Origin of the sequence: Polaromonas sp. (assembly GCF_012927455.1) — a bacterium.
Lineage (GTDB): Bacteria > Pseudomonadota > Gammaproteobacteria > Burkholderiales > Burkholderiaceae_C > Polaromonas.
Window position 1 is genome coordinate 151810 of sequence record NZ_JABBPE010000021.1, and the last position, 13689, is coordinate 165498.

Genomic DNA, 13689 nt, shown 5'->3' on the forward strand with positions numbered 1-13689 from the left:
CCAGTCTGTAATAGGTCGGGTGTCGGGTGTCGGGTCTGTTAGCGCTTGCCGATGGCTTACATCAGCGAAAAGTCGCGCTCGAACTTCATCAGGTGCTGCCCGCCATCGACCAGCAGCGTGGTGCCGGTGATGGAGGTGTTCTCAAGCGCAAACTTCACCGTCGCCGCCACATCGGCAGGCGTTGACGAGCGGCCCAGCGGCGAAAGCTGGTGCCGCGCTGCAAATTGTTCGTCGCTCAGCAAATGACTGCTCAGGGTCAGTCCGGGGGCCACGCCGACCACGCGCAGCTGCGGCGCCAGTGCCAGCGCCAGCATGGTGCCGGCCGCTTCCAGCGCGGCCTTGGACAGCGTGTAGCTGAAGAAATCCGGGTTCTGGTTCCACAGCTTCTGGTCCAGCAGATTGACGACGGCCCCGCTGGCGTTGCGCGCGGTCACATGCGCATGCAGCGCCTGGGCCAGCACGATGGCGGCGCCGGTGTTGCTGCGCAGGTGCTTGTCCAGGCTGGCAAAGCCAAAGCTGGCGGCCGTGTCGTGCTCAAAGGTCGAGGCATTGTTGACGACGGCATCGACCTGGCCAAAATGGGCGACGACGCGGGGCAGCAGCGCGCGAACCGCCGCTTCATCCCCTAAATCTGCATCAAAAGCGGCTGCAGCCCCCGAAAGAAGGGCGCAGTCAGCTACTGTTTTAATAGCATCGTTGGCCGAGTCACGGTAATGCACCGCCACCCGCCAGCCGCCAGCGGCGAGTGCCAATGCAATTTCGCGGCCCAGCCGCTTGGCGGCGCCGGTGACGAGAACGACAGGTTGAGAGGGTTGGGCAGTCATCGGGCGGGGTGTGGAGAGGAAGCTTGCAATTACCGGGCAGGATGGCCATGGGGCATGGTCGCCAATCAGGCCGACAATCACGGGCGTGACGAACAATCCTCATTCGCTTATTTTAACGACCGAGCTGTCTGCCCATATCGCCAAGGCCATTGACGCCGCGGGCGGCTGGCTGGGCTTCGACCCCTTCATGGCGCTGGCGCTGTACACCCCGCAGCTGGGTTACTACGCCAACGACTCACGCAAGTTTGGCCTGATGCCTGCGGGCGTGAAAGGCGGTGGTAGCGATTTCGTTACCGCGCCCGAGCTCTCGCCGCGCTTTGGCCGCGCCCTGGCGCGCCAGGTGGCGCAGGCGCTGCAGGCCTCTGGCACGGCTGAAGTCTGGGAATTTGGCGCGGGCTCGGGCGCACTGGCGCTGCAGTTGCTGGACACGCTCGGGCCGCTGGTCAAGCGCTACACGATTGTGGATCTGTCGGGCAGCCTGCGCGAGCGCCAGCGCGAGCGGCTGGCAGTTCACGCCGGCAAAGTGCATTGGGCCAGCGAGTTGCCCGCAAAAATGCGTGGTGTGGTGTTGGGCAATGAAGTGCTGGACGCGATGCCCGTCAAATTGCTGAATCGCTTGGACGGGGTCTGGCATGAACGTGGCGTAGTCATGACCCCCACGCTTTCGACTTCGCCTGATGCGTTGCCGTTTGATGCGGGGCGTGTTCCCCTAAGGTCGGACCGTCGTGAAACGCACCAAGGCCGCTTCACCTACGCCGACCGGCCAACCGAGCTGCGGCCGCCGCTGCAGGTGGAAGGCACACACGACTACCTGACTGAAATTCACCCACAGGGCGAAGGCTTTATCCGCACACTGGCCGACCGGCTTGAAACGGGCGCGGTCTTTCTGCTGGACTATGGCTTTCCCGAGCACGAGTACTACCACCCACAGCGCAGCATGGGCACGCTGATGTGCCATCGCGGCCATCTGGCAGATGCCGACGCGCTGGTGGATGTGGGCAGCAAGGACATCACGGCCCATGTCAATTTCACCGGCATTGCAGTGGCCGGGCAGGTCGCCGGTTTGCCGGTGGCGGGCTACACCAGCCAAGGTCATTTTCTGCTCAACTGCGGGCTGCTGGACGGCATGGACGACCTGCACAGCACCAGCCTGGGAGAGCGCGTCATGGTGCAAAAGCTGGTCAACGAGCATGAAATGGGCGAGCTGTTCAAGGTCATCGCCTTTGCCACGGAAGACGTCAAAAATCCGGATGGCAGCGCGTGGCAGCCTTTGGGGTTTGCCGTGGGCGACCGCACGCATACGCTGTAGCGCTGACGTTACGGACAGCAGGCGAAAAGGCCTAGCGATTCCTGACTGCGTCGGTGATGGCCTGATTGATCGTTGACTGCAAATTCAGATTTTTCACCATGCTCAGGCCGTTGCTGTGGGCCTGAATTACGGTCTGGTTGCGGATGGTTTGGTTGCTCAGCGTGTTCTGGATGTAGGTGGTCAACGGGACTGTTCCAGCGCCAGGCTCCAGCGTATTGCCAGGGCCGTTTTGCACGACCTGCGTCTGCGTTGCAATCTGCTGACCCAATGCCGCCGCCTGCGTGGGTGTCAGCCTGCTGAGGTCGCCGACCTGCAATGAAGTCGAGGTGATCAGCTGGCCGTCGATGTAGACCGCGCGGCTGATGCCGAAGGACACGACCAGACCTGCGCCCAGGTCGAAGCCCCCGCGCAGTTGTTCAAGCGTGCGGTCGCTGGCGGTTAGCCACATCGATTCCTGTGGTGTCTGCTGGGACTGCGTGAGACTGGTCTGCGCGTGGCTGGCACCGGCCATCAGCAGGGCGCACAGGACAGCGAGAGTCCAACTCTTGCGCTTGGCCATGGTGCGTGTGGGGGGTCGCCGGGCCATCAGAAGTCTCCCGGGCCGTGCTTGGGCAGCGTCACGCCGGTAAGGTCAGCGCGGTTGACCCCAGCCGTTAGCGGTGCTGCGGGTGCCGCTCGCCAGTCGGCTGCCAGATTGAAGCGCGCAGTATCCATGCGGTTGTGCACGACGAACAGCAGGCCGCTTTGCCAGCTCGCCTGGAAGGCTGAGCGCGACACGGCGCGCGTGCCGTTGGCCGGATCGCCTATCAACACGCGCTCGCCGCGCAGCCCTTTGACCACGACAAAATGCAGGTAGCCGTTCTCGTTGATCAGCACGATGGCGGGTGCGCGTGCCTCCGCCAGTTTGTCCAGCGGCTGCTCGAAGCCGTCGGCTTCGAAGCCGTGGGCTTGCAAAAATCGCTTCATGTCGAGCAGCGAAAACCCTTCGCGGCGGATTTTTTGCTGGTCGCCGTTGCGGTACATGTGTTCAAAGACCGTCGCCTCGGATACCGGGTAACCGTAATGGTGGGTCAGCAGCGTGGCAACGGCGGCTGAACCGCAACTGAAGTCGTATTGCTGCAACAGCGTGCTGGCCAGACGCGCCTGCCGCATGCTGGTGACGGGTATGACCACATCGCCGCCGCCCATGGCTGGCAGCAAGGCCGGTTGCGCCCCGGCCGCAGTCGCAAACAGGGCCGCGCTGAGCGCCAGAAACAATGGCAGGCGACGCATGCTGCTCTCCGCTCAGTTGATCTGTAAATTCAAGATCACTGCGTTCTGGATCAGAACGTTGGCGCCAGAATTCTGGATCACCACCGGCAACCCGCTCATGCTGGAAAACGCACCAGCGCTGATGGTGTTGTTGCCCGTCGCCACGTTAATGGCGGTGTTGCCGGCCGTGGTGCCGGCAAGCGTCATTTCGTTGTGCACGACTTCCGTGCCGCCGCGGTATCCGGCCAGGGTGGCAGTCGCGACCGGGTTGTCGAAGCCGGTGCTTTGCAGGGCGCTGTTCACCCCGCCGTCTGGCGTTGGTGCTGTTTGCGCGATCACTTGGGCTGGTAACGCCAGGGCTAGCGCCACGCAGGCGAGCCCGTAAATTCGGCATGCTTTCATGTTGTTCTCCCTTTGGTAGGCACGGGCACCCCGCCGACATCCACCGCAGTACCGGGATAGCCGGTCCACGGGGGATGTCGATCTGAGGCTTAGCGGACGTTCAGGTTGGCCTGCACGTTCACGCTTTGCTGAACCAGCGAGGAGATGCCGCTGTTTTGGCTGGCAATCATGATGCCGGCTGCCGATTGCCCGACGCTGTTCATGGTGTTGGACATGTTAAAAGTCCCCGCGTTGACGCTATTGCCGCCGCCAGCACCGCCGGTGCCGCCTTGCCCGTCCCCGCCCGAGCCAGCGACAGCCGTGTTCACGCCGCCGTTGCCTGCGCCACCGGTGCCGCCCGTGCCGCTGCCGCCGGCGCCGCCATTGCCGGCGGTGTTATTGCCATTGCTGGCAACCCCGGTGGCGACGCTGTTATTGGTGGCCGCGCCGCCAGCACCGCCTGCCCCTGCACCGCCGGTACGCGTGCCGCCGCCGCCATTGCTGGCCGCCGCCCCACCGGCTCCGCCGGCACCACCTGCGCCGGTGCCGCCGCCATTGCTGGATGCGAAGCCGCCACCACCGCCGCCGCCGCCATTGCCGGCCAAGGCGCCGCCACTGCCGCCGTTGGCGTTGCCGCCGCTGGCACTACCGCTGTTGGCGTTGCCGCTGCCGTCGCCGTCGCCGCCCAGGGACCTGGCTGTGCCGCCTGAGTTGTTGCCGGACGCGGCGCCGCCCGTGCCGGCAGCGCCCCTGCCCGCGATAGCGACACCGATGGCAGCCGTGCCATTGCGAACAGCGCCGTTGGAGGCGCTGCCGCCTGCCGCACCGGCTCCGCCAACGCCGGCGGCGCCGGCGCCGCCATTGCCCTGACCGGCCGCCAAGGCACCCCCGCCATTGCCACCGGTGCCGCCGTTGCCGGTGCCGCCGTTGGCACTGCCGGAGTTGGTGGCGGTGTTGCCAATGTTGGCCAAGACATTGCCAGTCACGACGCCGCTGAGGCTGCTGCTGGCCGTCGCCGTAGTCACGTTGAAGGCGTTGGTGAAGGTTCCAGTGGAGCCATTGTTGAGCGCAGCCGAGCGCGCAGCGTTGGCAGAGGCGGCACCTGAATTTCTATTGGTGCTGTTGTCGGTGGCGATGCTTGTGGTGGTAGGGGTAATTGTGTTCGTCTCTGTGCTGGTGGCCGTGCTGGTGTTGCTGCCAATGGCAGTGTTCTGGTCGACGTCGTTGGTGGTCGCAAACGCCGCACCGCTGAAGCCGAATGCAAGGGCAATGGCCGAAGCCAAAAGTGATTTTTTCATGATTCCTCCTGAAGTGGATTAACAAACAAATTTAACTGACCTCGGTGAATTGCGTGACCGCAAATCGAGGGCAATTTAGCAACTTTGATGCCAGCTGATTCGTCTGCACGCCCAGGCCCTGAGATCATTGGAGAAAACGCAATTGCCGTTGCTGGCAGCTCAGCGCGGCGGCTGTTTTGCGGTGGCAAATCGGGGGGAAGTGTCACAGTTGCCTGACACGCGCGGCGTAGCTTTGCGCGCCGGTACCAGCAGCGGCTGGCGTGCAAACAGCGCACGCGCGTGGCTTGCGCGCAGAGCCGCAGCTTCAACCCCAGCAGGCCTTGACCAGCTGTCCGGGAAACTGTCACTTCTTTGTGACATCGACGTCAGGATGCACAAGCTTGCGCAAGCTTGCGGGAACGGCAGACCTGGCTAGCGCACCTTGATGCAATAGCAAGACGAAAATTTGCGGGTTGTAGTGTTTAAAAGCTCCCGCTGCATCAGGTTTGTTACAGGGCACCTTTTGTGCGCAGGTAGATTTACTTTTACTTGCAACTTGCAACTTGCCGCAAATTGCCCGTTTGGCCTACGCTACCTGCAAGCAAAAGAAATGAATCGTCACATATCGTGTGGCAGCTTCAAAGGGAGGGTGGCATGAATAGATATCGTTACAACTGGCCGCTGGCCATCATGGCGTGGTCCGCGCTAACCACGCTTGCAACGCCATCTCACGCCCAAAACGCAACGGCAAACAGTGGCCCGGGCGGGTCTATCGAGCGCTTGCAGCAGCAACTGTCCGAGCAGGCCAAACAGATCGAAGCGCTCAAGCAGGCCGTGGCAGAGCAGGACGCGCGTCAGCGCGAATTGCAGCGTGCGCTGGACCAGCAGCCGCGGTCGGTAACGGGGACTGAAGGCCTGCCGCCCTCTGCGCGGAGTTCATCCACAGCAAGCGTGCCCGACGCCAACCAGCGTGCCGTGCGCGTAGGCAGCGCTCCGGAGGCCCAGCCACCGGCGGTAGCGCCGCTGTTCGACCAGCCGGGAATTCTCACGCCCCGGGGCAAGTACGTGCTGGAGCCCTCGGTGCAATACAGCTATTCATCAAGCAACCGGGTTGCCTTGGTGGGCTACACCATCATTCCGGCGCTGCTGATCGGGCTGGTGGATGTGCGCGAGGTCAAGCGCAACACCCTGACGGGCGCTTTGGCGTTTCGCTACGGCTTGAGCAATCGGCTGGAACTGGAAGGCAAACTACCTTACGTGTACCGGTCCGATTCGACCATTAGCCGCGAAATTTTTACCGGATCGGCTTCTGAAAGAGTCTTCAGTACCAGCGGCAAGGCGCTGGGCGACGTGGAGTTCGGAGCGCGTTACCAGCTTAACGAAGGCGGTGCCAACAAGCCTTACCTGATCGGATCAATGCGCTTCAAATCGCGTACCGGCAAAGACCCGTTCGATGTGGTGACCGACTGCGCCACGCGCTGCGTCGGCAACACCACCGGCACCGGCCTGCCGCTGGACCTGCCGACGGGCTCGGGCTTTTACTCGCTGCAACCGGGCCTGACCTGGCTGTTTCCGTCCGATCCGGCGGTGTTCTTCGGCGGCGTCAGCTACACCTACAACTTCAAGCGCAGCGGCATCAGCCGAGTGGTGCTCAATGGCGAGCGCGAGTTCATCGGCGATGTGGAGCCCGGCGGGATCTTTGGCATCAATTTCGGCATGGGGCTTGCGCTCAACGACAAATCGTCGTTCAGCATGGGCGTTGATCTGAACTCCGTTGGCCGCACGCGTCAGAACGGCGCGCCGGTGCAAAGCTCCGTGCGCACCCAGCTGGCCAGCCTGTTGCTGGGCTATTCGTATCGCTACAGCGACAAGACTGCCTTCAGCGTCACGGTCGGTGCCGGCCTCACGCGCGACACGCCGGATCTCACCGTGAGCATCAGGATTCCCATGTCGTTCTAAAGAGGCGTCATCATGGAGTTTCCAAAGGTTCTGTGCTTGGGTCTGGGGGAGTCACCCGCCGCGCTGGTCGCCCCCTTACTCGCCAGTGGCTGGGACGCGTTGCCGGCAGCCGATCTGGTCTCGGGCAGGCGCATTCAAAAGCAGCAGCCGGTTCAGGTTGGCGTGCTGATTCTCAAGAATTTTCCTGCCGAGCGGCTGGGTGAGGTCGAGGCGTTTTTACGTCTTTCGTCCAGAGTGGAATGGGTTGGCGTCTTCCAGAACGAAGCCCTCGCATCGCCGATTCTGCGAGAGCTGGTGCTGAGCTACTTTTTTGACTACCAGACGCAACCGGTCAACTGGCGCGAGCTCGACCTCATGCTGGGGCGTGCCCTGCGCCGCGCCCAATTGCGCGGCCGCGACGAGGCGATCCTGCAGGCCGCAGGCTGCATGGGAATGGTTGGGAACAGCACGGCGATTGCGCGCTTGCAGCAGCAGATCCGCAAGGTCGCCGCGACCGACGCCCCGGTGCTCATCGGTGGAGAAAGCGGCAGTGGCAAGGAACTCGCGGCGCGTGCCATTCACCAGTGCTCGCGGCGTGCCACAGGTCCGTTCATTGACGTCAACTGCGGGGCCATTGCGCCGGCGCTGATTCATTCAGAACTGTTTGGCCACGAACGCGGCGCGTTCACCGGGGCGACGGCGGGCAAGCAGGGCTTTATTGAGGCTGCCAACGGAGGCACCATCTTCCTGGACGAAATCGCCGACCTGCCGTTTGAGCTGCAGACCAATCTGCTGCGCTTCCTGCAAGAGCGCACCATTCATCGGGTCGGCTCCACGCGCAGTCTGCCGGTTGATGCGCGCGTGGTCGCGGCCTCGCACGTCGATCTGGCCGAGGCCGTGGCCGCCGGCCGGTTTCGGGAAGACCTGTTTTATCGCCTGAATGTCTTGCCCATCACGGTGCCGCCGCTGCGCGAACGCCTGTCCGACGTGCCGGTGCTGGCGCAGTTTTTTCTGCAGCGCTGCAAAACCGGTCAGCATGGGCGGGTGGAAGGCTTCAGCCGGCAAGCCGAGGCCGCGATGATGTCGCACGACTGGCCAGGCAATGTTCGCGAGTTGTGCAACCGGGTCCAGCGTGCCACCGTGATGACGGACCAGCGCCTGATCACACCGCTGGATTTGGGGCTGATCATGGCCAGCGGGCCGGTTGGCATCGGGCTGGACGCGGTGCGCACCATGGCAGAGCGCGATGCGATTGCGCGGACGCTCGGCCGGGTCGGCCGCAACATCACCCGTGCAGCGCGCGAACTGGGCGTTTCGCGCATGACGCTGTACCGCCTGATGGACAAGCATGGCCTGGTGCCGGGCGGCGAGTAAAACCAGCCGCACAGTGCGTGCTGCTGGTCCTCGCCGAGCCCCGCCAATGCTGACGTCTTAGTGAACCACCATCAGCGTGAACGGCCAGACATAGGCTTGCATCGTTACGTACAGGCCGACCAGGCAGGCCAGCGCGATCGAGTGGAAGAACACATAGCGCAGGATGTCGCCCTCGTGGTTAAACCAGCGCGTTGCCGTGGAGGCGACGACGATGGACTGGGCGTCAATCATCTTGCCCATTACGCCGCCCGAGCTATTGGCCGCGCCCATCAGGTTGGGGCTTAAGCCGAGCTGCTCCGCGGCGACACGCTGCATGCCGCCAAACAGAACGTTGGACGCCGTGTCGGAGCCCGTCATCGCCACGCCGATCCAGCCCATCAGCGTGCCGAAGAAGGGGTAGAACACACCGGTGTTGGCAAACGCCAGGCCCAGCGTGGTGTCGGTGCCCGAAAAGCGTGTCAGCGTGCCTAGTCCGAGCATCAGCACGATGGTGACCAGCGAATAGCGCACCAGCCACAACGTGCGGAAAAAGGTGCGCACGATCTCGATCGGGTTGTACTTCATCACCAGCGCGCCGACGATGGCCGCCAGCAAAATGCCGGTGCCGGTGGCCGACAGCAGGTTGAGCGTGTAGACCGCGGTTTCCAGGTGCGGCGTGGGCACCACCGGCGGGACTTTCTGTATCAGGTTGTGCAGGCCCGCTATCGGGAATGACGGCGCGAATATGCTGTTGAGGAAGGTCTTGACAGGCGGCAGGCCCCAGATGAAGACGAATACGGTCAGGATGGCCCAGGGCGTCCAGGCGCGTATCAGGTCGTCACGCGAATGGCGCACTGGCGCGCGCGGCGGTTTGGCCTCGGCGGCGCTGATGTCACGCCCGCGCATGGTCGGTGAGGTCCATATTTTTTTGGGTTGCCAGACGCGCAAAAACAGGATCAGCGAGACCATCGAAACGATGGCGGCAATGATGTCCACCAGCTCGGGGCCGATGAAATTGGACACCAGGTATTGCGGAATCGCGAACGACAGGCCGGTCACCAAAATGGCCGGCCAGATCTCTGCCATTGCCTTGCGTCCGGCGAAGGCCCAGATCAGCCAGAACGGCACCAGCAGAGAGAAGAAAGGCAGCTGACGGCCAATCATGGCGGTGACTTCCATCAGGTCATAGCCGTGCACCTTGGCCAGCGTAATGACCGGCGTGCCCAGCGCGCCAAAGGCCACTGGCGCGGTGTTGGCGATCAGCGACAGACCGGACGCCGCCAGCGGCGAGAAGCCCAGTCCAATCAATATGCCTGCCGTTACCGCCACCGGGGTGCCGAAACCCGCCGCGCCCTCGAAGAAAGCACCGAAGCAAAACGCAATCAGCAGCAACTGCAGGCGGCGGTCTTCGGTGATGCCAGAGAGCGAGTCCTGCAAGATCTTGAAGCTGCCATTTTGTTCTGCCAGCTGCTGCAAAAAGATGATGTTGAGCACGATCCAGCCGATCGGCAGCAGGCCGGTGAAGCCACCGTACATCGCCGCGCGGCCCGCCATGTCGGCCGGCATGCCGTAGGCAAACACCGCTACCACTACGGCCGCCAGCAAGCCGAGGCCAGCGGCCAGGTGCGCTTTCATGTGCAAAAAGCCGAGGCATACCAGCATCACCACCACTGGCACGGCGGCCAGAAAAGTGGAGATGATCATGTTGCCGAAGGGGTCGTATATTTGCTGCCAGATCATTGGCTGTCTCCGGTGAGTTGTTGGTCGATTGGAGCGCTAAATTGTAGGCAAGGGCCCGGCGGTCCCCCGTGAAAGCTGCCGGGCCCCTGCATGAATCATTTTCAATCGCGTTGCAAGCCTGGCGTCAGGCCCGCTCCTACGCGGGGGGGGCGAAGCGGCGAACGCAAATTTTAGCCATTCGCTGGAGCGTTGCTGCCAGCGGCCAAGCACTAAACTAGCGCGATGATCCGCTGGTTCATCGTCATTTTCCTCGCATTAATTTTCATCAGCTGGTTCAGCCCGCTGCTGCAAAAACTCGGTCTTGGAAAATTGCCCGGCGACTTTCGCTTCCGCCTGTTTGGCCGCGAATGGTTTATTCCGGTCACCACCACCATTCTTCTAAGTTTTGTGGCCAGTCTGATCGCCAAATTTATCTGAAGCCCATGAAAAAGGACGCCCATGAAAGCCTGTGTTGACCTGGGTGGAACCAAAATAGCCGTCAGCCTCGCGTCGGTTGTGGACGGAGCCCATCCCGCGCCCTTGCAGATGCGGCGCTCCGAGCCTACTGTCAAGACCGGCGCGCCCGACGCGGTGGCGCTGCAGATCCTGCGCATGCTGGCGGCTGCCTGCGAAGAAGCTGGCGCTAGCGAACAAGAGCTGGAGGCCGTGGGCGTGTCGTCCTGCGGCCCGTTTGTGCTAAAGGCCGGGCTGATCGAGCTGGCCGCCCCGAATATCTGCGGCGGTCTGGCCGGGCCGGCGCGCGGCTTGCCCAACCAATGGACCAGCGCCTTGCTGGAGACGCCGCTGCGCGAAAAGTTTGGCACCCGCTTGCGCATTGAAAACGACGGCATAGGCGCGCTGCAGGCCGAACGCCGCTGGGGGGCGCTGCAGGGGATTGACAACTGCGCTTACGTAACCTGGAGCACCGGTATCGGCTGGGGGCTGTGCGTTGACGGTCGTGTGCTGCGCGGCAAACACGGCAACGCCGGCCATGCCGGACATATGTTTGTCAGCGACGGCCCCGACTATCTGGACGCGCTGTGCGGCTGCGGCAACTTGGGCGACCTGGAAGGACTGGTGGCAGGTAATGCGATCGCGCGGCGTTTTGCCGGCGCCGGCTATCCAGATGCTGCCGCTGTGCTGGCGGCGGCGCGAGCCGGTGACGCGGCCGCTGTCGTCATCGTCGACGAGTTGTGCCGGGTCATGGGGCGGGCGCTGTACAACGTCGTCGTCACGCTCGATTTGCAGCGCATCAGTCTGGGCGGCAGCGTGTTCTGGCACCACCGCGACTACCTGCTGCCGCGCCTGCAGTCGCACATTGGCGGCAGGCTGCCGTCATTGACCGATGGCTTTGAACTGGTGCCCGCCGGCCTCGGCGAGCGCGTCGGCGATCTGGGGGCGTTGGCGCTGGTGAGTTGACGCCGTGCGGTCCTGAGTGTGCCGGGGCGCCAAGGCATTGAGACTGCTATGAATAAAATAGCTGCTAACTCCCGTACCTAATGGGCTATAGCCTTATTTCATTGATTTATGGGGCTGCTCATAGCCCCCGGCGGGTCTTAAGGTAAATCCTTGACCACCTCGGGCAGTGAAGCATCGCGCGGCCCGACCATGCCCAGCCGCGCTTTCAGCGACTGCGGCTGGCCCGACAAGATGGCGGCGTAGTTGGTGGTGTTGGACAGCACTTTTTTCACGTAGTCGCGCGTCTCGCTGAAAGGCACGTTCTCGGCCCAGATGGCGGCGTCCAGCATGGGGCTGCCGGGCTGACCACGCCAGCTGCGCGGCCGGCCCGGCCCGGCGTTGTAGGCGGCTGCGGCCAGCGCCAGCGAGCCGTTCAGGTCGTCCAGGGCCAGCTTGAGGTAGGCCGTGCCAATCGTGATGTTGGTGTCGCGGTCGTTCAATTGGTCCTGGCTAAAGCCTTCCAGGCCGATTTTTCGTGCGGTCCAGCGCGCCGTGGCCGGCATCACCTGCATCAGCCCCGACGCGCCTACGCCGGAGCGCGCGTCCATGATGAAACGGCTTTCCTGGCGGATCAGGCCATACACATAGGCCGGGTCCAAATCGATGCTGCGCGCTCGTTTGGTCACGCTGTCACGAAAAGGCATGGGAAAGCGCTGCTCGAAATCAATCTCGGTTTTGGTGCGCTCGCTGGTGTTGATGCAGCGGTCCCAGATCTGCCGGTCGCAGGCAAACTGGGCGGCGGCCAGCAGCTCGCGCTCACCCATGCCGCTGCGCGCGGCCAGGTTGGTGCTGTAGTTCCATTCGCGCACGCCTTCGCTGCGCAAGCCCATGGCAATGGCGTAGACGCCACGGTTCAGGCCCGGGTTCTGGCGCGCCGCCTCCTTTTCTTCGGCGCTCAGCGGCGCCGGTTTGGCCGGTACCGTGATTTTCTGGCCCAGTTCTTCCAGCGCCAGCTGTTCGTAAAAGCCGCGCACCGAGGCGATGGATTGCAGCAGTGCCAGCGCTTCGGCGCGCTGCGGCGCGATGCTGACGGTTTGCTGCGGTCCCTGAGCGGTGGCCACGGCGGTGGGAATATCGGGCGGTGCCGTGGCCAGCAGGGCGCGCGCTTTCCAGTAGCTCCAGGCCGGCTCCTTGCGCGCCTCGTCGCTCATGGCATTGATGGCCGACAGCACTATTCGCCAGTTGGGCTGGCTGCCCGCACGCAGGGCGACCCGTGCCTTCCAGGCCAGCATGTCGTCGCTCAGGTCGCTGTCCTTGCTGACTTTGGCAAAGTAGCCCAGTGCATCGCTGGCCGGTAGCGTGCCCAGGCGTGTCGCCGCCTGCCGCCCGATCACGCCCCAGATCCAGTTGCGCTCTTCAGCCGTGAGTTGCAGCGCCCATTTACCCTCCAGCTGCGAGGCCGCGCCTTCAACGTCGCTGGTAGCCATCTTGATCAATGCCAGCGTGATGATTTCCTTGCGCACCTTGCGCACCGCCAGGTATTTGGTCGACAGGAATTTGATGGCGCTGTTGTTCAGTTCGGTCACCAGGGCTGCGGCTTCCGGCGCGATGATCTGCACCGCGTCGCGCGCGGCGCCCGGCCGGTTGGCTTCCATCGCCAGCCGGGCTTTTTGCCAGACATCGTGCGCCGTCAGCTGTTGCGCGCCCACCAGCCGCTCAGCCGCCGTCGTGCAGCCGTCGTCGGCCTCGCGCTGCGCCTGCCAGTTCTTGCGCACCTCGTCCGACAGGCGGGCATCCTGCGCCGGATTTTTCAGGTGTTCGACCAGCAGCGCGTAGCAGCGCACTTCGCGGTCGTCGCGCATGCGGTAGTGCGGGTATTCGGCGGCAAAGGCGGCCCAGTCGCGGCGCTGTCCCAGCAGCAGCAGCCAGTCGTTGCGCAGCCGGTCTTCCTGGTAGCTGCCGGCGTAACGCGTCAAAAAATCCTGTACCTCCTGCGCGCTGGCCTCGCTCAGCCGCGCCTTCAGTTCCCAGTAGCCGGCCCAGGCTTCCAGCGCGTGGCCCCTGGCCTGCGGCAGCAGTTGCGCCAGCCGGTCCTTGTCGCCGCGTTTGAAGGCCTTGTTCATCTCCAGAATCAGGCTGTCGCCCGCGCCATTGCGGGCCGAAAAGGTGTTTTGCGACGCTGCAGGCGCCACCAGCAGGGAGATAAGTGCCGTGCTGAAAAGAAATTTGTATAGCATCG

The 13689-nt window shown here is 63.5% G+C and carries 12 protein-coding genes; 5 read left to right on the forward strand and 7 right to left on the reverse strand.

The features are described from left to right. Positions 1 to 56: 56 nt before the first annotated feature. Positions 57 to 824: an SDR family oxidoreductase gene (locus HHJ18_RS20235; RefSeq protein WP_296918238.1), complete on the reverse strand. Its 768-nt coding sequence runs from the start codon at positions 822 to 824 to the stop codon at positions 57 to 59. Between the two features lie 85 nt (positions 825 to 909). On the opposite strand from HHJ18_RS20235, the gene HHJ18_RS20240 reads away from it, so the two are divergent. Next, the gene (locus HHJ18_RS20240) at positions 910 to 2133 is read left to right on the forward strand and encodes an SAM-dependent methyltransferase (protein WP_296918240.1); all 1224 of its coding nucleotides are present in this window, start codon (positions 910 to 912) and stop codon (positions 2131 to 2133) included. A 31-nt stretch (positions 2134 to 2164) separates the two neighbouring features. On the opposite strand, the gene HHJ18_RS20245 is transcribed toward HHJ18_RS20240, so the two are convergent. The 4 genes from HHJ18_RS20245 to HHJ18_RS20260 all read right to left on the reverse strand — a co-directional run bounded on the left by HHJ18_RS20245 (position 2165) and on the right by HHJ18_RS20260 (position 5063). Then, positions 2165 to 2719, reverse strand: coding sequence for a hypothetical protein (locus HHJ18_RS20245; RefSeq protein ID WP_296918242.1), 555 nt, complete (start codon positions 2717 to 2719; stop codon positions 2165 to 2167). Further along, positions 2719 to 3405: a C39 family peptidase gene (locus HHJ18_RS20250; protein ID WP_296918244.1), complete on the reverse strand. Its 687-nt coding sequence runs from the start codon at positions 3403 to 3405 to the stop codon at positions 2719 to 2721. The genes HHJ18_RS20245 and HHJ18_RS20250 overlap by 1 nt, the downstream gene beginning before the upstream one ends. A 12-nt stretch (positions 3406 to 3417) precedes the next feature. Continuing rightward, positions 3418 to 3786: a hypothetical protein gene (locus HHJ18_RS20255; RefSeq protein ID WP_296918246.1), complete on the reverse strand. Its 369-nt coding sequence runs from the start codon at positions 3784 to 3786 to the stop codon at positions 3418 to 3420. A gap of 89 nt (positions 3787 to 3875) precedes the next feature. Further along, positions 3876 to 5063, reverse strand: a complete 1188-nt coding sequence (locus HHJ18_RS20260) for a hypothetical protein (protein ID WP_296918248.1) — start codon at positions 5061 to 5063, stop codon at positions 3876 to 3878. A gap of 633 nt (positions 5064 to 5696) precedes the next feature. On the opposite strand from HHJ18_RS20260, the gene HHJ18_RS20265 reads away from it, so the two are divergent. Together HHJ18_RS20265 and HHJ18_RS20270 are read left to right on the forward strand one after the other, a co-directional pair. Beyond that, positions 5697 to 7001, forward strand: coding sequence for an acetate kinase (locus HHJ18_RS20265; RefSeq protein ID WP_296918250.1), 1305 nt, complete (start codon positions 5697 to 5699; stop codon positions 6999 to 7001). A gap of 12 nt (positions 7002 to 7013) precedes the next feature. Then, positions 7014 to 8354 carry a sigma-54 dependent transcriptional regulator gene (locus HHJ18_RS20270; protein WP_296918252.1) on the forward strand — a complete coding sequence of 447 codons (1341 nt, stop codon included), beginning with the start codon at positions 7014 to 7016 and terminating at the stop codon, positions 8352 to 8354. Positions 8355 to 8411: 57 nt separating this feature from the next. On the opposite strand, the gene HHJ18_RS20275 is transcribed toward HHJ18_RS20270, so the two are convergent. Then, positions 8412 to 10073 (reverse strand): L-lactate permease, encoded by a 1662-nt coding sequence (locus tag HHJ18_RS20275; RefSeq protein WP_296918254.1) that lies wholly within the window; start codon positions 10071 to 10073, stop codon positions 8412 to 8414. 222 nt (positions 10074 to 10295) lie between these two features. Here HHJ18_RS20275 and HHJ18_RS20280 point away from each other — a divergent pair, with 222 nt between their 5' ends. Both HHJ18_RS20280 and HHJ18_RS20285 read left to right on the forward strand, forming a co-directional pair. Further along, positions 10296 to 10490: a DUF2905 domain-containing protein gene (locus HHJ18_RS20280; protein ID WP_296918256.1), complete on the forward strand. Its 195-nt coding sequence runs from the start codon at positions 10296 to 10298 to the stop codon at positions 10488 to 10490. Positions 10491 to 10511: 21 nt separating this feature from the next. Further along, positions 10512 to 11471 carry an ROK family protein gene (locus tag HHJ18_RS20285; RefSeq protein WP_296918258.1) on the forward strand — a complete coding sequence of 320 codons (960 nt, stop codon included), beginning with the start codon at positions 10512 to 10514 and terminating at the stop codon, positions 11469 to 11471. Positions 11472 to 11608: 137 nt separating this feature from the next. Here HHJ18_RS20285 and HHJ18_RS20290 read toward each other — a convergent pair whose 3' ends face one another. Next, the gene (locus tag HHJ18_RS20290; protein WP_296918260.1) at positions 11609 to 13687 is read right to left on the reverse strand and encodes a lytic transglycosylase domain-containing protein; all 2079 of its coding nucleotides are present in this window, start codon (positions 13685 to 13687) and stop codon (positions 11609 to 11611) included. Positions 13688 to 13689 lie beyond the last annotated feature (2 nt).

Coding starts and splice junctions, on each gene's coding strand:
- HHJ18_RS20260 (WP_296918248.1), bottom strand. CDS start 5,063: ATGAAAAAATCACTTTTGGCTTCGGCCATTGCCCTTGCATTCGGCTTC.
- HHJ18_RS20280 (WP_296918256.1), top strand. CDS start 10,296: ATGATCCGCTGGTTCATCGTCATTTTCCTCGCATTAATTTTCATCAGC.
- HHJ18_RS20250 (WP_296918244.1), bottom strand. CDS start 3,405: ATGCGTCGCCTGCCATTGTTTCTGGCGCTCAGCGCGGCCCTGTTTGCG.
- HHJ18_RS20275 (WP_296918254.1), bottom strand. CDS start 10,073: ATGATCTGGCAGCAAATATACGACCCCTTCGGCAACATGATCATCTCC.
- HHJ18_RS20290 (WP_296918260.1), bottom strand. CDS start 13,687: ATGCTATACAAATTTCTTTTCAGCACGGCACTTATCTCCCTGCTGGTG.
- HHJ18_RS20235 (WP_296918238.1), bottom strand. CDS start 824: ATGACTGCCCAACCCTCTCAACCTGTCGTTCTCGTCACCGGCGCCGCC.
- HHJ18_RS20255 (WP_296918246.1), bottom strand. CDS start 3,786: ATGAAAGCATGCCGAATTTACGGGCTCGCCTGCGTGGCGCTAGCCCTG.
- HHJ18_RS20285 (WP_296918258.1), top strand. CDS start 10,512: ATGAAAGCCTGTGTTGACCTGGGTGGAACCAAAATAGCCGTCAGCCTC.
- HHJ18_RS20245 (WP_296918242.1), bottom strand. CDS start 2,719: ATGGCCCGGCGACCCCCCACACGCACCATGGCCAAGCGCAAGAGTTGG.
- HHJ18_RS20270 (WP_296918252.1), top strand. CDS start 7,014: ATGGAGTTTCCAAAGGTTCTGTGCTTGGGTCTGGGGGAGTCACCCGCC.
- HHJ18_RS20265 (WP_296918250.1), top strand. CDS start 5,697: ATGAATAGATATCGTTACAACTGGCCGCTGGCCATCATGGCGTGGTCC.